We start from the raw sequence: 23,858 nt of genomic DNA, 5'->3' as shown, positions 1-23,858 counted from the left end.
CACGCCCGCCCACGCGCTGAGCGGACTGCCTCCATGGATAGCCGTTGTCCGCCATAGTTGGCAAGGCTCGGCGTACCCGCGGCCCGCAACTGTCCGCTATAGCTTATGCATTGACACGCGCTCATCCGCTGTCTAGCGTCCTGCCGTGTCGCCTCCTGGCGGCGATACGCGCCCTATGACGTACTTGTCTCTTCTGGTCCGAGTCGTTTTCGGTGGGACAGGGCTGCGCCGCGCCACGTGCCGACGCCGACCCGCGTCCGCTGCAGCGGACGCTTTCCGGGTGAGTTACGGAGCTGTGGATGGTGGCTTTGCGGACAGACGATCAGCGGCCTCTTCTCGACTCCCAACTCGGCGTCTGGCTGGGGCACCAGCGGGAGCCGGACAACCCCCGCTACAACACGGCCGAGTACCTGGAGATCCACGGGCCCGTCGACGAGGCGGCCTTCACCGCCGCCCTGCACCAGGTGGTCGGTGAGGCCGAGTCCCTGCGGGCCCGCGTGGAGGAGAGCCCCGCCGGCCCGCGGCAGGTCTTCCTCACCGATGTGGCATGGGAGCTGCTCGTCCGCGACGTCAGCGACGCGGCGGACCCGGACGCGGCCGCCCAGGAGTGGATGCGCCGGGACCTGGCGGTGCCGTTCGACCTGGCGCGCGGCCCGCTCTTCCGGCAGGCGCTCTTCCGGGCCGCCCCGGACCGCTACCTCTGGTACCAGTGCGTCCACCACATGGCCGTCGACGGGTTCAGCCTGTCGCTGCTCGCGCGGCGGGTGGCCGCGGTCTACAGCCGGTCGGTGCTGGGCCGGCTCCCGGACGACGCACCGGACCCACCGCTCGCCCCCCTGACCGATCTGCTGCGACAGGAAGAGGACTACCGCGGCTCGGCAGCCCACCGGGCCGACCGGGAACACTGGCTGCGGACACTGCGCGACCGCCCTGAGACGGACGGCCTCGCGGGCCGGGCCGCGGCTGCCGCAGCGGGGTCCGTGCGTGCCACCGCCCGGGTGGACGCCGACGAGGCGACCGGACTGCGCGCAGGAGCCGCAGCGTTGGGTGGTAGCTGGCCCGAACTCGTGATCGCGGCCACCGCGCTGTACACCCAGCGGCTCACCTCGGCCGACGAGATCCGGCTCGGCGTGCCGGTACCCGCGCGTACCACCCCCCTCGCCCGGCGCACACCGGTCACCCTCGCCAACGTCCTGCCCCTGCGCCTGAGTCCGCACCCCGGCATGACGGCGACCGAGCTGCTGGAGCACGTCGCCGCGCGGCTCCGCCCGCTGCGGCGCCACCAGCGCTACCGGTACGAGGAACTGCACCGCGAGCTGGACGTGCCGCCAGGGCAGCCACTGGGCAGCCCCGTGGTCAACATCGCCGCGTTCGACTACGACATCCGCTTCGCCGGGCACCCGGTCACGGCCCACGGCTTGTCCAACGGCCCGGTCGAGAACCTCTCCCTCAGCGTCTACGACCGTCTCGACGGGCGCGGGTGGCGGCTCGATGTCGACGCGAACCCGCTGCTGTACCGGGCGCAGGACGTCACCGCCCACCGCGACCGCCTCCTGACCGTCCTTCGGGACCTGCCCCGCCGGCCCGACCGGCCCCTCGGCCGCGTCCCCGTCATCACCGGTGCCGAACGGCGCGCCGTCCTGCCGCAGCCTCCGGCGGACGTACCGGGCGGTCCGGAGCAACCCGCCCACCTCGTCGCCGCCTTCGAACGCCAGGCGGCCCGCCGCCCGCAGCACACAGCGGTGGTCAGCGACAGCGGCACGCTGCGCTATGCGGAACTCAACGAGCGCGCCAACCGGCTCGCCCGCCTCCTCATCCGTCACGGAGCCCGCCCCGAGGACCAGGTGGCACTGTGCCTGCCCCGCTCTCAGGAGCTGATCGTCGCGCTCCTCGCCGTGCTGAAGAGCGGCGCCTCCTACCTGCCCGTGGACCGCGACCAGCCGGAGCGCAGGAGCGCCGCGCTGCTGGCCGACGCCCGGCCGAGGCTCGTGCTCACCGACACGGAGGGGCATGCCCGGCAGGCTGCGGAGACCGCCGGACACGCGCACGTACTCGTCCTCGACGATCCGGACACCGTCGCCGCCGTGTCCGCGCTCCCGGCAACCGACGTACGCGACGGCGAGCGTGCGGTGCCGCTGAGCGCCCACCACCCCGCCTACCTCATCTACACCTCGGGTTCCACGGGCGCTCCCAAGGGCGTACTCGTCACCCACCACAACGCCGCCCGCCTGTTCAGCGCCACCCGCGAACACTTCGGCTTCGGGCCGGAGGACGTGTGGACCCTCTTCCACTCCCACGCGTTCGACTTCTCGGTGTGGGAGATCTGGGGCGCACTCCTGCACGGCGGCACGCTGGTCGTCGTACCGGCCACGGTCAGCAGGTCGCCCGGCGAGTTCCTGCGGCTGCTGGCGCACCACCGGGTCACGGTGCTCAGCCAGACACCGTCCGCCTTCTCCCAACTGCTGGACGCCCACCAGGAGCAGCCCGAACTGCTCGACGGCGCCGCGCTCCGGCACATCGTCTTCGGCGGCGAGGTACTCGACCTCACCCGGGCCGCCCAGTGGTTCAGGGCGCACGACGGACCCGCAGCACCCACGCTCACCAACATGTACGGCATCACCGAGACGACCGTCCACGTGACGGCCCTCCAGGTGACGGCGGAGCGGGCCGCCGCCGCGACGGGAGGTGAGATCGGCACCGCACTGGCCGACCTGCGGGTACGGGTGCTGGACTCCGCGTTGCAGCCGGTGCCCCCAGGTGTCACCGGCGAGCTGTACGTCGCCGGCCCGGGGCTGGCCCGCGGCTACCGGGGCCGGCACGGGCTGACGGCCGCACGGTTCGTCGCCGACCCCTTCGGCAGGCCCGGCGCCCGGATGTACCGCACCGGCGACCTCGCGCGCTGGGACGAGCAGGGCGAACTGCGCTGCACCGGCCGCGCCGACCAGCAGGTCCAGGTGCGGGGCTTCCGCATCGAGCCCGGGGAGATCGAGAGCGCACTGCGGTCGCACCCGCAGGTGGCCGAGGCGGTCGTGGTGGCGCGCACGGTGCGTACCGACGACACGCGGCTGATCGCCTACGTCGTGCCGGCCGCGGACCCAGACCCGCAGCTGCACGGAGAGGCGGAACCGCACCGTGCCCCGCAGCCGGGCCCGGACGTGGAGTCCTGGCGGAGCCACGCCGCGTCCCTGCTGCCCGCGTACATGGTCCCCGCCTTCTTCGTGCCGCTCGACGCGCTGCCGTTGACGACCAACGGCAAGGTGGACCGCACCGCCCTGCCCGAACCCGGCCTCGCCGTCGGCCCCGCCGGGCGGGCCCCCGCCACCCCGCAGGAAGACCTCCTGTGCACGCTCTTCGACGACGTGCTCGGCGCCACCGGCACCGGCCCCGACGACGACTTCTTCCGGCTGGGCGGGCACTCGCTGCTCGCTACCCGGCTCGCGGCGCGGATCCGGACCGCGTGCGCTGTCGAGCTTCCCGTCCGCGCGCTGTTCGACCGGCCGACCCCGGCACAGCTGGCGGAGCTGCTCGACGCGACGGCCGCCGCCCTGCCGCCCCTGCGCCCGGCCGCCCGGCCGCAGGTCCTGCCGCTGTCCTTCGCCCAGCAGCGGCTGTGGTTCCTCAACCAGCTCCAGGGCGCGGCGCCCACGTACAACATCCCCTTCGCTGTGCACCTGTCCGGACCGGTGGACCCCGAGGTGCTCACGCTCGCCCTCGCGGACCTGGTGGAGCGGCACGAGGCGCTGCGCACGGTCTACCCGGACACCGACGGCCGCCCCCACCAGGTGATCCGCACGCCGCACGAGGCCCGCCCCCGGCTGCGGACCTGGTCGGGCACCGCGGACACCACCGCGCAGGCCGTCGCCGAGGCCGCCCGGCACGGCTTCGACCTGGCGAGCGAACCGCCCTTCCGCGCCCAGCTGTTCTCCCCCGTCGACGGCGACCCGGTACTGCTCCTTCTGCTGCACCACATCGCAGGGGACGGCTGGTCGATGCGCGTGCTGACCCGCGACCTGGCCACGGCCTGCGCGGCCCGCGCCCGGGGCCGGGCGCCCGACTGGCCGCCGCTGCCCGTGCAGTACGCCGACCACGCCCTGTGGCAGCACCGCGTGATGGGCAGTGCCGAGGACCCGCACAGCCGCGTCGGGCAGCAGCTCGCGTACTGGAGGACGCAGCTCGCGGCGCTGCCCGAGCGGCTCACGCTGCCCACCGACCGCCCCCGCCCCTCGGTGGCCGGCCACCGAGGCGGTACGGTCGCCTTCCGCCTCGGGCCGGAGCAGCACCGACGGCTCGCCGCCGTGGCGCGTGAGGAGCGGGCCAGTGTCTTCATGGCGGTGCACGCCGCGCTCGCGGCGCTCCTCACCCGGCTCGGCGCGGGCACCGACATCCCGATCGGCAGCCCCGTCGCCGGCCGCTTGGACGAGGCGGTCGACGAGGTCGTCGGCTTCTTCGTCAACACCCTTGTGCTGCGCCTGGACACGTCCGGGCGGCCGACGTTCCGCTCCTTGCTGAATCGCGCCCGCGCCACCGATCTCGCCGGCTACGCGCACCAGGACGTCCCCTTCGAACGCCTGGTGGAGGTCGCGGAGGCGGACCGCTCGCTCGACCGTCACCCGCTGTTCCAGGTGAGTCTCGCGTTCGACGGTACCGACGGTACCGACGGCGCCGCGCTCACACTCGCGGGTGTCCCCGGCACGCTGCGGACCGTCGATGCCGGCATCGCGCGCTTCGACCTCACCTTCTTCCTGCACGAACAGCGTGGCGCCGACGGTGCGGAGGCAGGAGTGCGCGGCACCCTGGAGTACAGCACCGACCTGTTCGACCGGCACACGGCCGAGGCCGTCGCCGCCCGCTTCGTCCGGCTCGTCGAGGCCGCGGTGTCCGCCCCCGACGCACCTCTCGACACCCTGGAGGTGCTGGCGCCGGCCGAGCGGGAGAACGTGCTGCGGCGGTGGAACGCCACCGACCGCACGACACCGGGCGGCACGCTGCCCCACCTTCTCACCGCCCGGGCCCGGCAAGCGCCGGAGGCAACAGCGGTGGTCTCCGAGGGCATCCGCCTCACCTACCGGGAACTGGAGGAGCGGGCCGACCGGATCGCCCATCTCCTGGCGCGGCACGGCGCCGCTCCCGAGACGGTGGTCGCGGTGGACCTGCCACGATCGCCCGACCTGGTGGTCACGCTGCTGGCAACCCTGAAGACGGGCGCCGCCTACCTTCCACTCGATCCGGACAATCCACCGCGGCGCACCGCCGGCATGCTCGCCGAAGCCCGCCCCGTCTGCCTCGTCACGACCACGGCAGGCGCGGTACCCGACGAAGGCGCGGGCGTACGTGTGGAACTGGACGCCCCTGCCACCGTCGGCGAGCTGGAAGGGCTTCCCGCGACACCGCCCGACCCCGGCCGCCACGCACCCCGGCCGGGCAACACCGCCTACCTCCTGTTCACCTCCGGCTCCACCGGCCGCCCCAAGGGGGTGGCGGTGCCGCACGAGGCCGTGCTCAACCGCCTTCAGTGGATGCAGGCGGCCTTCCGGCTGCGCGGTGACGACCGGGTCCTGCAGAAGACCCCCGCCACGTTCGACGTGTCGGTGTGGGAGTTCTTCTGGCCGCTCCTGGAAGGCGCCACGCTGGTCCTCGCCCGCCCCGACGGCCATCGCGACCCCGCCTACCTGGCCGACCTGATCCGGGACGAGCGGATCACCACGGCGCACTTCGTACCGAGCATGCTGGAACTCTTCCTCGCGGAGGAGCCCGCCGCGCGGTGCGGGTCGCTGCGCCGGGTCGTGTGCAGTGGAGAGGCCCTCACCCCCGGGCTGCTGCGGCGTTTCGCGGCCATCATGGACGTACCCGTGCACAACCTCTACGGGCCGACGGAAGCCGCCGTCGACGTCACGGCCTGGGACACCCGCGAAACACCTCGCGACGCCGCGACGGTGCCCATCGGCGCGCCGGTGTGGAACACCCGCTGCTACGTGCTGGACGCCCGGTTGCAGCCTGTGCCTCCCGGTGTGGCAGGCGAACTGTACCTGGCAGGTACGCAGTTGGCGCGCGGTTACGCGAGCCGGCCCGGTCTGACAGCCGAGCGCTTCGTCGCGAACCCGTACGAGCCCGACGGGGCACGGCTGTACCGCACCGGTGACCTCGTCCGCTGGCGCACCGACGGCAACCTGGAATTTCTCGGACGCGCCGACGACCAGATCAAGCTGCACGGCCGCAGGATCGACCCTGGCGAGATCGAGGCGGCGCTCGTCGAGCACCCCGGAGTCCAGCAGGCAAGGGTGGTGCCCCGCCCCGTCGGGCCGGAGGGCGGGGACCGGCTGGTGGCGTACCTGGTGCCGGAACCCTCGCTCGCTCTCCCCGTGCGGCGCCTCGCCGAGCTGGACAGCGCCGGGCGGCTGCCCGCCACGCCGCGGCACACCCTGCCCGACGGCTTGAGCGTGTTCGCCGCCAACGCTGCCGAAGTCGACTTCCTGCACCAGGAGATCTTCGTACGGCGCGAGTACCTGCGCGCCGGCGTGTCCCTTCCGGACGGTGCCTGCGTCTTCGACGTGGGCGCGCACGTGGGAATGTTTTCCCTCTTCGTGGCCACCACCGTCCCCGGCAGCACCGTCTACGCCTTCGAACCGGTTCCCGAGCTGTTCCGGACGCTGACGCTGAACACCGAGCTGTACGCGGCGGACGCCAGGCTCTTCCCCTGCGGGCTCGCCGACCGGGCGGGGAAGACGGCCTTCACCTACTACCCGGGGCTGTCCATCATGTCCGGCCGCCACGCCGACGACGGCGAGGACCTGGACGTCGTACGCTCCTTCGCCCGCCAGGAACTCGCCGGGGCCGCAGGCGTCCGCACGGACACCGCGGACACGCACGTGGACGAGACGGCGTCAGCCGAGCTGGACAAGCTGCTTGCGGAACGGATGCGCACGGAACAAGTCGTCTGCGAACTGCGCACGCTCTCCGACGTGATCGACGAGACCGGGGTCGCGCGCATCGACCTGCTCAAGATCGACGTCGAGAAGAGCGAAGGGGAGATCCTCGCCGGTGTGCGGCCCGAACACTGGCCGCTGATCCGGCAGCTCGCCGTGGAGGTCCACGACACGGCCGGCCGCCGCGGTGAACTGACGGCCCTGCTGGAAACCCAGGGCTACCGGGTGACCGTCCAGGCGCCCGACACACTGACCGGTACCGGACTGGTCATGCTCTACGCGACCCGCCCGGACGAGGGGACACCTCCCGCGGGTTCGCCCGTGGGCTCCGCCGGCGGAACAGCCGACCGGAAGCGCACGGCACACTGGTGCGACCCGGGGCTGCTGAGCGAGGACGTACTGACCGGGCTGCGCAGCCGACTGCCCGCCCACATGGTCCCGACAGCGGCGGTCCCGCTGGCCGAACTGCCCCTGACGGCCAGCGGAAAGCTGGACCGCGCGGCGTTGCCCACGCCCTCCCTCCAGGGCCCAGGCAGCCGTCCGCCGCGCCCCGGCACCGAGACCGCACTGTGCTCCCTCTTCGCCGATGTGCTGCACCTGTCCACACCGGTCGGCGCCGACGACAGCTTCTTCGACCTGGGCGGCGACTCCATCGTCTCCATCCAACTCGTCAGCCGGGCCCGGCAGGCAGGGCTGTTCTTCTCCGCCCAGGACGTCTTCCAGCGCAAGACCGTCGCCGAACTTGCCGCGGTCGCCCGCACGGAGCGGACGACCGCGGCGCCGGCCGCCGACTGCGGCACCGGCCTCGTACCGCCCACCCCCATGGTGCGGCGACTTGAGGAACTGGGCGGCACCGTGGACCGGTTCGCTCAGACCGTGACGCTGCGCACCCCCGCCGACGCGGACGAGGAAACCCTCACCCGGACGCTCCGCACGCTGCTGGACCACCACGACGCGCTGCGGGGCAGGCTGGTGGAGCACGAGGGGGCGTGGGCGCTGCACATCGCACCCCCGCAGGAGTCCGGTGCCCACCGACTGCTGCGCCGGGTGGACGTCTCCGACCTGTTCGACGCGGGGTACGACGGTGACCCTCGGCAGGACGCCCTGCGCGAACACCTCGCCCGGTGTACCGAAGAAGCCGCCGCGGCCCTCGCGCCACGCGAGGGAAACCTGCTCCAGGCGGTGTGGTGCGACGCGGGGTCCGGCCGCCAGGGACGGCTCGTGCTGCTGATCCACCACCTGGCCGTCGACGGCGTGTCCTGGCGCATCCTCACCTCGGACCTGCACACCGCCTGGGCGGCGCTGGAGGCCGGACAGGAGCCCGAGCTGCCCGCCCCGACCACATCCCTGCGGCGCTGGGCCGAGGCGATGGCCCACGAGGCACACCTGCCCGCACGCGAGGCCGAACTGGCGACGTGGGAGGCAGTGCTCGGCGCACCGACGCCGTCCCCCTTCCGTACCGAAGGCGACGGCTCCGCAGGCGCCGCCGTACACGGCACCCGGACCGTCACCCTGACGCTGCCCGTCGAGGAGACCCGCGCCCTGCTGACGGACGTACCGGCCGCCTTCCACTGCGGTGTCGACGAACTGCTCGTCTGCGGCCTCTCGCTCGCACTGGCCGAGTGGCAGCGCAGGCGCGGCCGGCCGGGCGGGACGGCGACCGTGCTGGATCTGGAGGGCCACGGCCGGACGACCTCGGTGGACGGCATCGACCTGTCCCGCACCGTCGGCTGGCTCACCACCGAGTACCCGGTACGGGTGGATCCCGGCCCGGCGGACTGGCACGAGATCGCCACCGGGGGACCGGCGCTGGGCCGAGCGGTCAAACGGGTCAAGGAACACCTGCGGGCCGTGCCCGACTCCGGCCTGGGCTACGGACTGCTGCGGTACCTCAACGCGACGACCGGAAACCGGCTGGCTGCCCTGCCCAAGCCGCAGATCGGCTTCAACTACCTGGGCCGCCTGCCCGCATTCGGCACACATGCCTGGGCACCGGCCCCCGAGGCCGAGCCCCTCAGCAGCCCCGGCGCTCCCGGCATACCGAGCGTCCACCCGCTGGAGGTCAGCGCACTGACAGCGGACCACGAGGCCGGACCACGGCTGCGCACGTGGCTGACCACCTCCCTGTCCGGCATCTCCGCGGACGAGGCGCGGCAGCTGGGTCATCTGTGGCACCGGACCCTCTCAGCCCTGGTCCTGCACGTCGCGAACCCCGGCGCGGGCGGGCACACCCCCTCGGACCTGACGCTGGTCGCCCTGGAGCAGGACGAGATCGACGAGTTCGAAGACGCACTCGAGGCCGAATGGGAGAGCGAGTCATGAGCAAGCCCCGCATCGAGGAAGTCCTTCCGCTGACTCCCGTGCAGGAAGGGATGCTCTTCCACGCCCTCTACGACCAGGAGCAGCAGAACGTCTACACCGTCCAGCTCAAGCTGGAACTGCGCGGGCCCGTGGACCCATCACGGCTACGGCATGCCGCCGAGGCCCTCCTGGAGCGCCACGCCAACCTGCGCGCCTGCTTCCGGAACAACAAGTCCGGGCAACTCGTCCAGGTCGTCCCCACCAAGGCCGGGCTGGACTGGCGCGAGACCGACCTGAGCGCGCAGGCCCCCGAGATACGGGCAGCGGAGCTCGCCGCGATCGAGGAGAAGGACCGTGCGCGGCGCTTCGCCGTCGAACGCCCACCGCTTGTCCGCTTCACCCTCATCCGGCTCGGCACCGAGCAGGTCACACTGCTCGTCACCCACCATCACGTGCTGCTGGACGGCTGGTCCGTTCCGCTGCTCGTCAAGGAACTCCTCACCCTCTACGACGTGCACGGTGACACGGGCAGCCATCTGCTGCCGCGCGTCACCCCCTACCGCCGCTACCACGAATGGCTCGCCGCCCAGGACCGTGCCGCCGCTCGTACGGCCTGGGCCGAGGCGCTGGCGGGCCTCGACGGCCCGACTCTCGTCGCCCCGGAGGCCGCCGGCAGCGGGAGGTCCCGCATACCCGAGCAGGTGGAGGCGGAGTTGTCCGCAGGGAGCACGGCCGCTCTCACCACGTGGGCACGCCGGAACGACCTCACGCTGAGCACCGTCGTCCAGGGCGTGTGGGCGCTCCTGCTCGGCCAGATGTGCGGCAGCGACGAGGTCGTGTTCGGTACGACGGTCTCCGGTCGCTCGCCGGACATCGCCGGGATCGACACCATGATCGGCCTGTTCATCAACACCGTGCCCGTGCGCGTCCGCCTCGACCCCGCCGGCTCTCTGCTGGACCTCTTCACCCGGCTCCAGGACGACCAGGCACGGCTCCTCGACCACCAGCACCTCGGCCTGACGGAGGTGCGGCAGACCGTCGGCGGTGGGCAGCTCTTCGACAGCGTGGTCGTCTTCGAGAACTACCCGCGCGACGGCGTGGCCGCCGCCGCGTCCACGGACGAGGTGCGGATCGAGAAGATCACCGGACGGGACAGCTCCCACTACCCGCTGACTGTCGTGGCCGCCTCCGGCGAACGGCTCGGCGTCCGCCTGGACTACGACCCTGATGTGTTTGATCGGGGGACGGTGGAGGGTTTGGTGGGTGGGTTTGTGCGGTTGTTGGAGTGTGTGGTGGTGGATGGGGGTCGGCGGTTGAGTGGGGTGGAGTTGGTGTCGGTGGGGGAGCGGGAGTGTGTGTGGGGGTGGGGTGGTGGTGTGGTGCGGGGTGAGTTGGTGGGTGGGTCGTTGGTGGGGTTGTGGGAGGAGCGGGTGGCGGTGTCGTCGTTGTCGGGTGGGGTGGCGGTGGTGTCGGGTGGTGTGGGTGTGGGGTTTGGTGAGTTGGGGGTGCGGGTGAATCGGTTGGCGCGGTTGTTGGTGGCGCGGGGTGTGGGTGTGGAGGGTGTGGTGGGTGTGGTGGTGCCGCGGTCGGTGGATTTTGTGGTGGCGGTGTGGGCGGTGGTGGTGGCGGGTGGTGTGTTTATGCCGGTGGATCCGGAGTTTCCGGTTTCTCGTGTGGGGTTCATGGTGGGGGATGCGGAGCCGGTGGTGGTGGTGTCGGTGTCGGGGGTGGCGGAGCGGTTGGGTGAGGCGTGGGCGGGTGTGGAGACGGTGTTGTTGGATGATCCGGGGGTGGTGGAGGAGTGTGCGGGGTTTGGTGGTGGGCGGTTGGGTGAGGGGGAGCGGTTGGGTCGGGTGGGTGCTGATTCGGGTGCGTATGTGATTTATACGTCGGGGTCGACGGGTGTGCCCAAGGGGGTGTTGGTCACGCATGCGGGTCTGGCGAGTCTGGCGGCTGCGCAGACCGAGGCACTTGAGGTGGGGGAGGGCAGCCGGGTGCTGCAATTCGCCTCCCCCAGCTTCGACGCCTCGTACTGGGAGCTGTCCATGGCGCTGCTCTCCGGCGCCACCGCCGTACTGGGCTCCGCCGACCAGATCGCTCCCGGAGCACCCCTGGCCGACTTCATCGCGGAGCAGCGCATCACCCATGCCACGCTTCCGCCGACCGCCCTGGCGGCACTCCCGGACGGTGCGTTGCCGGAGGGCATGACCATCGTGACCGGTGGCGAGGCCTGCACACCCGACCTGGTGGCCCGCTGGGCGAGCGGCCGGCGCATGATCAATGGTTACGGGCCGACCGAGATCACGGTGCTGTGCACGCTGAGCGAACCGTTGGAGCCCGGCCGGACACCCCCGATCGGCCGTCCCGTCCCCAACGCCCGGGTCCACGTGCTGGACGAGATGCTGCGGCCCGTCCCGGTGGGCACCGTAGGAGAGGTGTACGTCGCCGGGCCGGGTGTGGCACGCGGATACGTCAACCGTCCCGGACTGACGGCACAGCGCTTCGTCGCGGACCCCTTCGCCGGTGTCGGGGCGCGGATGTACCGCACCGGGGACCTGGCCCGCTGGTGCTCGGACGGTCAGTTGGAGTTCGCCGGGCGCAGTGACGAGCAGGTCAAGATCCGCGGCCACCGGGTCGAGCCGGGTGAGGCCGAGGCCGCCCTCGCCGACGAGCCCGGAGTGCGGCAGGCCGTCGTCGTGGTGCGGGACGACCCGGCACGCGGCACCCACCTGGTGGGCTACGTGGTTCCGGCCCCGGGTGCCCTGGTCGACCCCATGGAGTTGCGCCGTCGCACGGCGAAGCGGCTTCCTGCGCCGGTCGTTCCCGCCGCGATCGTGGTACTGGACCAGCTCCCGCTCACCCCGAACGGAAAGGTGGACCGCCGTCGGTTGCCCGAGCCCGACTTCGCGGCGTTCTCCAGCGGCCGGGCGCCGCGCTCGGCGACGGAGAAGACACTGTGCCGCGTCTTCGCGCAGGTGCTGGGCCTGGAGCAGGTCGGCGCGGACGACGACTTCTTCGACCTGGGCGGCGACTCGATCGTCTCCATCCAACTGGTCAGCGCGGCCCGCGCGGCGGGACTGTCCCTCACCCCCCGGGACGTCTTCCAGTGCAAGACCGTCTCCGCTCTGGCCGCCAAGGTGGAGGAGGAGACGACTGTCCCTGGGACGCCCGACAGCGACGCGGGGGACGGCACCGGGCTCATCCCCCTCACTCCGGCGCTGCACTGGCTGCGTGAACACGGGGGTCCCGGCGTCCGGTTCAGCCAGTCCGTCCATCTGTGGGCGCCGGCGGGTGCGGACCGGGACCGGCTGGTGCGGGCGCTGCAAGCCGTGGTGGACGTCCACGACCTGCTGCGGGCCCGACTGGAGAGGACCGCGGGGGGCGCGGTGTGGAGTGTGGAGGCCGCGCCGGCCGGTACCGTCGACGCCGACGTGTGCCTGCGCCGGGTCGACCTCACCGCCCTGCCCGGCACCACCGATGGCACCGAGGGGCCCGACGCCGACGCGCTGCGCCGTCTCGTGGCTCAGGAGGAGGACGCCGCACGGGCACGGCTGGCACCCGAGTCCGGCGTGGTCTGGCAGGCGGTCTGGTTCGACGCCGGGCAACAGGCCCCAGGACGCCTGCTGCTGACCGCCCACCACCTTGTCATCGACGCGATGTCCTGGCGTCCGCTGCTGGCGGACCTCGCCGAGTCGTGGCAGCTTGCCACCGAGGGACGTGCACCGCGGCTCGAAGCGGTCGGCACACCGTTCCGCCGCTGGGCGGAACTACTCACCGAGGAAGCCGCTTCACGCGAACGAGTCGCCGAACTTCCCACCTGGCTCGGTCAGTTCACCGCGCCCCTCGCTGAGCTGGCGGCCCGCCCGCTCGACCCCGTACGGGACACCACCGCAGCCGCCCGCTCCCGCAGCTACCGGGTGGGCGGGGCGACGGCTCGTCTGCTGAGGACCGAGGTACCCGCCGCGTTCCACGCCGGTGTCCAGGAAATCCTGCTCGCCGCCCTGGCCGTGGCCGTCTCCCGCCGGCAGGGCGGGGGCCCGGAGGCGTCCGGAGACGGACCAGGTGCCTTGCTGGTCGACGTGGAAGGACACGGACGCGAGCACTTCGCACCGGGCATCGACCTCTCCCGGACCGTGGGCTGGTTCACCGCCGTCCACCCGGTACGGCTCGATCCCGGCCCGGTCGCGGACGTCGACCTGGGTGACGCCCGGGCCCTCGGCCGCGCCGTGGGAAGGGTGAAGGAGCAACTGCGGGCGATACCCGACAACGGCATCGGGTACGGCCTGCTGCGCCATCTGAACCCGCAGACGGTGCCACTGCTGGCCCGGCAGCCCCGTCCGGACATCGGCTTCAACTACCTGGGGCGTTTCCCGGCTCCGTCGGGCCACGGCGAGGCGGCCCCCTGGTCACCCGTTCCGGACGAGGCACCCGTCGTCGGCGGTGCCGACCCGGACATGCCGCTGGCTCACGCCCTGGACGCCGGAGTGCTGTTCCAGGAGACTTCCGACGGTCCTGAGCTCGACATCACCTGGTCCTGGGCCCGCGGACTCGTCGAGGACGACGCCGCCACCCGGCTGGCGGCCGAGTGGCTGCGGGTGCTGGAGGCGCTGGCCGCGCACGCTGCCTCTTCCACCGCTTCGCACGCTGGCGCCCCTACGGCCTTCGACGCCGCCGCGCGTAGCGCCTCCGACGTCGCCGTTGCGACCGACTCCGGCCGGTTCGGCGGCCGTACCCCCTCCGACTTCCCGCTGGTCGGCCTGGAGCCGGCCGAGGTGGAGTGGCTGGAGGACCGCTGCCCTGCTCTGAGCGATGTCCTGCCCCTGTCACCCCTGCAGGAAGGGCTGTTCTTCCACTCCGGGTACGACGAGCAGGCAGCCGATGTCTACGTCGTACAGCTCGCCTTCGATCTGGAGGGGGAGCTGGACCCGGCGCGCCTGCGCGCAGCGGTCGAGGCCCTGCTCAGGCGCCACGCGAATCTGCGGACGGCCTTCGTCCAGCTGCCGGGCCGTGGGCGTCTGGTGCAGGTCGTCGCCGGGCACACGGCTCCCGACTGGTCGGAGACGGACCTCGGCACCTGCGACGAGCCGGCGCGCGCGCAGCGGCTGGAGGAGCTGGCCGCCGCAGACCGCTCCCGGCGCTTCGACCTGTCGCGTCCCGGACCGCTGCGCTTCCGGCTCGTCAGGTGGGGCGAGCGCCGCCACAGGTTCGTCCTCACCTGCCACCACATCGTTCTCGACGGCTGGTCGGAACCGTTGCTCGTCCGGGAACTGCTGACCCTCTACGCGCAGCACGGCAGCACCGAGGGGTTGCCGCCGGTGGCGCCCTACCGGGACTACCTGCGATGGCTCGTCCACCAGGACCGGGACGCCGCGGTGGGCGCCTGGCGGCGGGCGCTGGCCGGGCTGGCGGAGCCGACCCGGATCGCCGCCTCCCGCAGGACGACCGGCCCGCAGACCGCGCCGCAGCACCTGACGGCTGAGCTGCCCAAGGCGCCGACCGCGGAACTCGTCCGGCTCGCCCGCTCCCACGGGTGGACGGTGAACAGCGTGCTCCAAGGCGCCTGGGCGCTGCTGCTGAGCCGCACGCTGGGCAGCGACGACGTGGTCTTCGGCACCACGGTGTCGGGACGCCCCGCCGAGGTTCCCGGCGTCGAGGCGATGGTCGGGCTGTTCATCAACACCCTCCCCGTCCGGGTGCGCCTGCGACCGGACGAGACAGCGGCCGGCCTGGTGACCCGTCTCCAGGAGGAGCAGACGGAACTGCTGGACCACCAACACCTCAGCCTGGCGCAGATCCTCCAGCACACCGGCCACGACGCCCTGTTCGACACCCTGTTCGTGTTCGAGAACTACCCGCACGCTCCCGACTCCGCCACCGATGTCGGCTCCGGCCTCTCCCTGAGCGGCATCCACGGGCACGACGCCACGCACTACCCCCTCACCGTGAACGCCGCACTGATCGACGGCGTGCTGCGTCTGCGGTTCGGTCACCGCCCCGACCTCCTCTCCCCGGACCAGGTGACCGCCCTGGCCGACCAGTTCCTCGGGACCGTGCGGGAGCTGACCGACACTCCGGCCCGGCAGGTGGCCCGACTCGGTGCGGCCGCTTCGCTGGAGACGCAGCAGCCGCCGACACCCGCCACGGGTGACGAAGATGCGCACGGCGCCACCACTTTGGTGGAGCTCTTCGCCGAGCAGGTCCGGCGCGCCCCCGCCGCCGTCGCAGTCACCACGGACACCGGCGAGCTGACATACGCCGCGCTGGACGCCAGGGCTGCACGGCTTGCCGCCGCCCTGGTGGCACACGGCGCGGGCCCGGAGCAGCGGGTGGTCGTGCTGGTGCCCCGATCCGCCGAGCTCGTCGTCGCACTGCTGGCCGTGGTGCGGGCGGGTGCCGCCTACGTGCCGGTGGACCCCTCCTACCCGTACGAGCGGATCCGCAAGGTCGTCGACGACGCCGACCCCGTGTGTGTGCTGACCACCGCCGAACCGGCGGCTGAGCCGCAGGTGCACAGCGACCTTCGTCACCCGGTGGTCCTCGTGGACGGAGACGAGACCGCCGGGGGCGCCGAGACCTGCGAGGGACAGGTGCGCGGTGCCGGGCTCGGCGGTGCCGCCGGGGCGGGGAGCGGCACGACTGCGACCGAGCCCGAGCCGGGGGCCGACAGGCCGTCCGTACCGCGGGTCGCCCTGCCGTCGCCCGCCGCCCATCACCCCGCGTACGTCATCTACACCTCCGGCACGACCGGCGAGCCCAAGGGCGTCGTCGTCAGCCACCGCAACGCCACCCGCCTCTTCCAGGTCACCCGCGAGGAGTTCGGCTTCGGCCCGGACGACGTGTGGACCATGTTCCACTCCCACGCGTTCGACTTCTCGGTGTGGGAGATGTGGGGCGCCCTCCTGCACGGCGGTCGGCTGGTGATGGTGCCGCACCAGGTGAGCAGGTCGCCCGAGGACTTCCGCGCCCTGCTGCTCCGCGAGGGCGTGACCGTCCTCAACCAGACACCCTCCGCCTTCCAGCAGCTCGTCCGTGCGGACCGCGCACACGGCACGCTGGCCCGCGGTTCGGCGCTCCGCCGGGTGATCTTCGGCGGCGAGGAGCTGCGCCCCGGGCACCTGTCCGAATGGTTCGCGTGCTGTCCCGAGGGCGGCCCGTCGCTGGTCAACATGTACGGGATCACAGAGACCACGGTCCACGTGACCCGCGCTCCCCTCACCGGCCCGGACGACGCCGGCGGGGGACGCATCGGCCACGGGCTGCCCGACCTGCGGGTCCATGTACTCGACACCTGGCTGCGAGAGGTGCCGCCGGGGACGACAGGGGAGCTGTACGTCTCGGGCGCGGGTGTCGCCCGCGGCTACCTGAACCGCTCCGCGCTCACCGCCGAGCGCTTCGTCGCGGACCCGTACGGACCGGCCGGTGGCCGGATGTACCGCACCGGGGACCTGGCGCGTTGGCGCCCCGGCACGGGACTGGAGTTCGCCGGACGGGCGGACCAGCAGGTCAAGGTACGGGGCTTCCGTATCGAACTCGGCGAGATCGAGACGGCGCTGCTGGACCACCCCGCTGTCGCAGAGACGGCGGTCGTCGTCCAGGAGGACCCACCCGGCCACCGGAGGCTGGTCGGCTATGCGGTCGCCGAGATCGGCCGCACTCCCGACCCCGAGGAGCTGCGCACGCACCTGGCCGCGCGCCTGCCCGCACACATGGTTCCGGCAGCCGTGATCGCGCTCGACGGGCTGCCGCTCACCGCCAACAACAAGCTCGACCTGAAGGCACTGCCCGTCCCCCGGCCCGGTGCGGACGACACAGCACCACGCCCTCCCCGCAACGCGCTGGAGAAGACCTTGTGCGCGCTGTACGCCGAGGTGCTCGGGGTACCCTCGGTCGGCGTCGACGACAGCTTCATCGCTCTCGGCGGCGACAGCATCCTGTCCATGCAGTTGGTGGGGCGGGCCCGTCAGGAGGGTCTGCACCTCACCCCCAAGGACGTCTTCGACCATCCGGTCGTCGCCCGGCTCGCCGGGGTGGCCGCCGCGGCGGACCGGCCCACTGATCCACCTGCCGCCGGGCCGTACCAGGGTGAGGCAGCAGCGGCCGGGCCTCTTCCACTCACCCCGATCGCGCACTGGCTGCGCGAACGTGGCGGCCCCATCGCACGCTTCAGCCAGTCGATGCTGCTGGAACTGCCCCGGGGCGCTGACCGGGCGGGGATCACCGCCGCGTTGCAGGCCCTGATCGACCACCACGACGCGCTGCGCCTCCACCTCGACGACACCGGCGGCGAGTGGCAGCTGAGCGTGCGGGCGCCCGGCGAGGTGACCGCGGCGCACCTGATCCACCGCGTCGACGCCACCGGAACGGACTCTGGCACCGCCTCGGGTTCCGGCACCGGCACCGACGGCACCTCGGGTACTGATCCGCTGGCCGCTCTCGTCGCGGAGCACGCTGCGGGAGCGTACGACCGGCTCGCACCCGCGTCCGGTGAGCTCGTGCAGGCCGTCTGGTTCGACCTCGGCCCCGACCGGCCCGGCAGGCTGCTGCTGGCCGTGCACCACCTGGCGGTGGACGGCGTCTCCTGGCACCTCCTCCTCGCCGACCTCGCGGCGGCCTGGGAAGCGGTAACCGCCGGTCGGACACCTGCGCCGGCCCCGGTCGGCACCTCCTTCGCGCACTGGGCACGGGGACTGCTCACGGAGGCGAACACGACCCGCCGTGTTGAGGAACTCCCGCTGTGGAGGGCCATGCTCGACAGGCCGACGACACCGCTGAGCGACGTCCCTGTGGACCCGGACCTGGACACGGTCGCAACGGCACGCGACCGCACCGTCGCCCTGTCCGAGGAACACACCGCCGCGCTGCTCGGCGAGGCGGCCGGTGCGCTGCGTACGGACACCGAGGAACTGCTGCTCTGCGCCCTGGTCATGGCCGTCGCCGACTGGCGACGACGCCACCGGGACGCCGTTCCGCAGCCGGGTGAGGGAGGCGACGCCCTGCTGGTCGACGTGGAGGGCCACGGCCGCGAAGAGGTCGTCCCGCACGCCGATCCGAGCCGCACGGTGGGATGGTTCACCTCACTGCATCCCGTCCGGCTCGACCCCGGTCGCCCCGCCCCTGCCGACGGTGCCGACCGGGCCGGGACCGTGCGCGTCCTCAAGCGGGTCAAGGAACAGTTGCGTGCCGTGCCCGACCGGGGCATCGGACACGGCCTGCTGCGCTACCTCAATCAGGACACCCGCCCCGTGCTGGAGAAGGCCCCCGCGGCGCAGGTGGGATTCAACTACCTGGGGCGGTTCGCCCGCTCCGGTGGTGCCCCCGCGGGCCCGTGGACACCAGCCCCCGGGATGTCCGTGCTCGGCGGAGGCGCCGACCCGGACATGCCGCTGGCCCACCCCCTGGAACTCAACGCGCTGGTCGACTCCGCACCCGGTGCGGAAGGGCAGCCCGGCGCGCCCCGGCTGACCGCCGTATGGGCCTGGTCGCCCCGTCACTTCACCGAGGCGGCTGCTCGCGACCTCCACGACGCCTGGCTCAGGTCCCTCGAAGCGCTGCTCGCGGCCGCCGCCGAACCGCAGGCCGGCACACGTACGCCGACCGACCTGTCACTGATCTCGCTCGACCAGGGAGAGATCGACCACCTGGAAGAGATCTGGAGGAGCCCACGATGAACCGGCCGGAGCTGCAGGACATCCTCCCTCCCACCCCGCTCCAGGAGGGGTTGCTCTTCCACACCCTGTACGACGAGCAGGCGCCCGACGTCTATGCCGTGCAGACCGTCTTCGACCTCGACGGGACCCTGGACCGGGACGCGCTGCGCCACGCCGCGCAGGCGCTGCTGGACCGGCACCCGAACCTGCGTGCCGCCTTCCTCCACGAGGGCCTCAGCCGCACCGTCCAGGCCGTTGCCCGGCACACGGACGCGGACTGGACCGACGTCGACCTCGCCGATCTCACCGAGGACCGCGCGCAGGAGCGGGTCGCGGAGACCCTGGCCGCGGACCGTGCGCGGCGCTTCGACCTGACACGGCCCCCGCTGCTGCGTTTCACCCTGATCCGGCTCGCCGACGACCGGCACCGCCTGGTGGTCAACCACCACCACATCCTGCTCGACGGCTGGTCCATGTCCCTGTTGATGCACGAGCTGTTCGCGGTGTACGCCGACGGGGGCAGCACCCGGCGGCTGCCGCGCAGCGCCCCGTACCGCGACCACCTGGCGTGGCTCGCCGGCCGCGACAAGGAAGCCGCAACCCGGGCCTGGCGTCGGGCACTGGGCGGGCTGGACGAGCCGTGCCTGCTCAGCCCTGCCGCCCGGAACACCGCACCCGCGGTCCCGCACAGTGTCACCGCCCTGCTCGGCCAGGAGCTCACCAGCAGGCTGACCGCATGCGCCCGCGAACGGGGTCTGACCCTCAACACCGTGGTGCAGACGGCGTGGGCCGTCGTGCTCGGCCGATTCACGGGCCGCGACGACGTCGTCTTCGGCGCGGTGGTCTCCGGTCGGCCTCCCGAGATCCCCGACATCGAGAACAGCGTCGGCCTGTTCATCAACACCGTGCCCGTGCGCGTCCGGCTCCGCGCCGCCCAGCCCCTGGCCCACCTGCTGCGGGAAGTGCAGAGCGAACAGAGCGCGCTGCTGGAGCACCAGCACCTCGGCCTCACCGACATTCAGCGGGCCGCGGGCCGAGACCAGCTCTTCGACACCGCCGTGGTGTTCGAGAACTACCCCTTCGCCGCCCGCACCGACACCCCCGACGACGACGGCGGGCAGCGTCTCGCCCCCGGGCTGCGGCTGCGCGCAGTCACCACTGCCGACGCCACCCACTATCCGGCAACCCTGGTGGCGGTGCCCGGGCCCGAACTCCTGCTCCGTCTGGACCACCGTGACGGAGCCCTCGACCAGGCCGGGGCGCAGGACATGCTGGCCGCCTTGGACCACCTCCTCACCGCCCTGGCCGACGACCCCGACCAGCCTCTGGGCCGCGTCGCCCTGACAGCGGCCGAGGACCGCGAGCGCCTCACGGCGTCCGGCAGGGGCGAGCGCATCACCACGCCCGACGCACTGCCCGCGGCACTGGTGGAAGCCCGAGTGCGCGACCAGCCCGACGCCACCGCCGTCGTCTTCGAAGACGAGACACTGACCTACGCGGAACTGGACAGCCGCGCCAACCGGCTCGCTCGCCTGCTGCTGCGCCACGGAATCGGCCCCGAACACGTGGTGGCCCTGGCCCTGCCCCGCTCCACGGACCTCGTGGTGGCCTTGCTCGCCGTCCTCAAGAGCGGCGCGGCCTACCTGCCGCTGGATCCCGCCTACCCGGCCGACCGGCTGGCCTTCATGCTGGAGGACGCGCACGTCAGCGCGCTGATCACCACCGCCGACACCTCGCCCGGTCTGCCGAGCGGCGACGCCGTTCCCCGCCTCGTCCTCGACTCCGGCGAGACCGCAGCGGAACTCGGCACCCTGCCCGACACCCGGATCGTCGCGCAGGACCGCGCCGGCCGCCCGGGCCCGCAGGCGCTCAGTCCCGCCTACGTGATCTACACCTCCGGCTCCACCGGCACGCCCAAGGGCGTGGTCATGCCGCTCGGAGCGGTCCGCAACCTGGTGTGCTGGCAGCAGGGGCATCTCAGCGGGACACGTTCCACGGTCACCGCACAGTTCACCAGCATCAGCTTCGACGTGGCCGTTCAGGAGATCGTGGGTGCCCTGGTCCACGGCAAGACGCTGGCCATCGTGCCCGAGGACGTCCACCGCAGCGCAGCCGAGCTGGCCGGGTGGCTGGAAAGGCATCGGGTCGCTGAGCTGTTCGTCCCCAGCGTCATGATCGGCGCGCTCAGCGAGGCGGCGCTGGAGAGCGGCACGCCGCTGACTGCGTTGCGGGACGTCGCCCAGGGCGGCGAGGCCCTGCTCCTGACCGACCAGGTGCGCGCGTTCTTCCGACAGCATCCCCAGCGACGGCTGCACAACCACTACGGCCCCACGGAAACCCACGCCGCGACCGGCTGCACCCTGCCCGCGGACCCGGACTCCTGGGACTCGGCAGCCGCCCCGATCGGCAGCCCGGTGGCCGGGGCCCGGGTCCAGCTCCTCGACTCCTGTCTGCGTCCGGTGCCCCACGGAGTGACAGGTGAGGTGTACGTCTCCGGCGCCGGACTGGCACGGGGGTATCTGCGCCGCCCCGGGCTGACGGCCCACCGCTTCGTCGCCGACCCCTTCGGGCCCGCCGGAGAACGGATGTACCGCACCGGTGACCTGGCCCGCAGGCGCCCGGACGGTCAACTGGAGTTCGCAGGCCGGGCGGACGACCAGGTGAAGGTCCGGGGCTTCCGGATCGAACCCGGCGAGATCGAGGCCGTACTGCTGCGACACCCGCTCGTCTCCCGGGCCGCCGTGGTCGTCCACGAGGAGCCGGCCGGCACCTCCCGCCTCGTCGCACATGTGGTGCTGCGCGAGACGGCCGCGGTCGCGGCCCCGGACGCGGACGCCGACGGCCGGTCGGCCACCCGGCCGGCAGCCGTTCCGGTCCCCGACCTCGTCGGGCTGCGTGCCCACGTCGCGAGTGCGCTGCCGGGACACATGGTGCCCACCTGGTTCGTTCCCACACCCGGTCTGCCGTTGTTGCCGAGTGGGAAGGTGGATCGGCGTGCGTTGCCGGGGCCGGATGTGTCGTTGGTCGGGGGTGGGGGTCGTGCGGCGCGGTCGCCGCAGGAGGAGATGTTGTGTGATCTGTTTGCTGAGGTGTTGTCGGTGCCGTGGGTGGGGATCGATGACGATTTCTTCGAGTTGGGGGGTCATTCGCTTTCGGCGACGCGGTTGGTGAGTCGGGTGCGGTCGGTGTTGGGTGCGCGGGTTGCGGTGCGGGATCTGTTCGAGGCGCCGACGGTTGCGGGTCTGGTGGGTCGGTTGCGGGGTGAGGGGGTGCGGCGGCCGGCGTTGGTGCCGGTGGAGCGTCCGGATCCGTTGCCGCTCTCCTTCGCGCAGCGACGCCTGTGGTTCCTCCACCAGTTGGAGGGTGCGAGCGCGGCCTACCACATGCCGTTGGCTTTGCGGCTGTCGGGCGCGCTGGACGTGGAGGCTCTGCGTGTGGCGTTGATCGACGTGCTGCGTCGGCACGAGTGCCTGCGGACCGTCTTTCCGGCGCGCGATGGCGACCCGTTGCAGCACGTTGTGGCTGCGGATTCGGTCTCCTTTGTGTTGCGTGTGGTGGAGGTGGCCGAGGCGGACCTTGCCGGTGTTCTTTCCGAGGCTGTGGCCGGTGGCTTCGATCTGGTGACCGAGGTGCCGATCCGTGGCCCGCTTTTCGTGCTCGGCGCGGCGCGTTTCGTCTTGTTGTTGACGGTGCATCATGTGGCGGCTGATGGGTGGTCGTGGGCGCCGTTGTCGCGGGATGTGGGGGTGGCGTATGCGGCGCGGTGTGGGGGTGGTGTGCCGGGGTGGGGTGTGTTGCCGGTGCAGTATGGGGATTTCACGGTGTGGCAGCGTGATGTGTTGGGTGTGGGTGGTTCTGGTTCGGGGTCGGGGTGTGGTGTGTTGGGGGAGGAGTTGGGGTTTTGGCGGGGTGTGTTGGAGGGGTTGCCGGAGGAGGTGGTGTTGCCGGTGGATCGGGTGCGGCCGGTGGTGGGGTCGTATCGGGGTGGTGTGGTGTCGGTGGAGGTGGGGGCTGAGTTGCATCGTGGGGTGGTGGGTTTGGCGCGGTCGGGTGGGGCGAGTGTGTTCATGGTGTTGCATGCGGCTTTGGTGGGGTTGTTGAGTCGGTTGGGTGCGGGGGTGGATGTGCCGGTGGGGACGGCGGTGGCGGGTCGTTCGGATGATGCGTTGGATGAGTTGGTGGGGTTTTTTGTGAATATGGTGGTGTTGCGGGTTGATGTGTCGGGGGATCCGAGTTTTATGGAGTTGTTGGGGCGGGTGCGGGGTGTGGATCTGGCGGCTTTTGCGCATCAGGATGTGCCGTTTGAGTATGTGGTGGAGCAGGTGAATCCGGAGCGTTCGGGTGCGCGTCAGCCGTTGTTTCAGGTGGCGTTGGTGGTGCAGAACGCGCCGGAGGGGGAGTTGCGGTTGGCGGGTGTGGAGGTGGAGGGTCTGGCGTTTCCGTTGGGGGTTGCGAAGTTTGATTTGAGTGTGAGTTTTACGGAGCGTCGGGATGCGGAGGGGAATCCGGCGGGGATGTCGGGGGTGTTTGAGTTTTCGTCGGATGTGTTTGATCGGGGGACGGTGGAGGGTTTGGTGGGTGGGTTTGTGCGGTTGTTGGAGTGTGTGGTGGTGGATGGGGGTCGGCGGTTGAGTGGGGTGGAGTTGGTGTCGGTGGGGGAGCGGGAGTGTGTGTGGGGGTGGGGTGGTGGTGTGGTGCGGGGTGAGTTGGTGGGTGGGTCGTTGGTGGGGTTGTGGGAGGAGCGGGTGGCGGTGTCGTCGTTGTCGGGTGGGGTGGCGGTGGTGTCGGGTGGTGTGGGTGTGGGGTTTGGTGAGTTGGGGGTGCGGGTGAATCGGTTGGCGCGGTTGTTGGTGGCGCGGGGTGTGGGTGTGGAGGGTGTGGTGGGTGTGGTGGTGCCGCGGTCGGTGGATTTTGTGGTGGCGGTGTGGGCGGTGGTGGTGGCGGGTGGTGTGTTTATGCCGGTGGATCCGGAGTTTCCGGTTTCTCG

Annotated in this window: 3 protein-coding genes; all 3 read left to right on the top strand. The window is 72.1% G+C overall.

Translation table 11 applies throughout. From position 1 onward, the window contains the following. Window positions 1–302: 302 nt before the first annotated feature. Window positions 303–9,245 (top strand): non-ribosomal peptide synthetase, encoded by an 8,943-nt coding sequence (locus H297_RS36975; RefSeq protein ID WP_158693706.1) that lies wholly within the window; start codon window positions 303–305, stop codon window positions 9,243–9,245. Beyond that, window positions 9,242–18,892, top strand: a complete 9,651-nt coding sequence (locus tag H297_RS36970; protein ID WP_051351952.1) for a non-ribosomal peptide synthetase — start codon at window positions 9,242–9,244, stop codon at window positions 18,890–18,892. Before H297_RS36975 ends, H297_RS36970 begins: the two co-directional genes overlap by 4 nt. Further along, the coding region (locus H297_RS0118030; protein ID WP_027738211.1) for a non-ribosomal peptide synthetase at window positions 18,889–23,858 on the top strand (4,970 nt) is incomplete at its 3' end. The genes H297_RS36970 and H297_RS0118030, both read left to right, overlap by 4 nt.

This window comes from Streptomyces sp. CNT360 (assembly GCF_000424785.1).
Note: the sequence above shows the minus strand (reverse complement) of the source record. Positions and strands in the feature narration are given on the sequence as shown.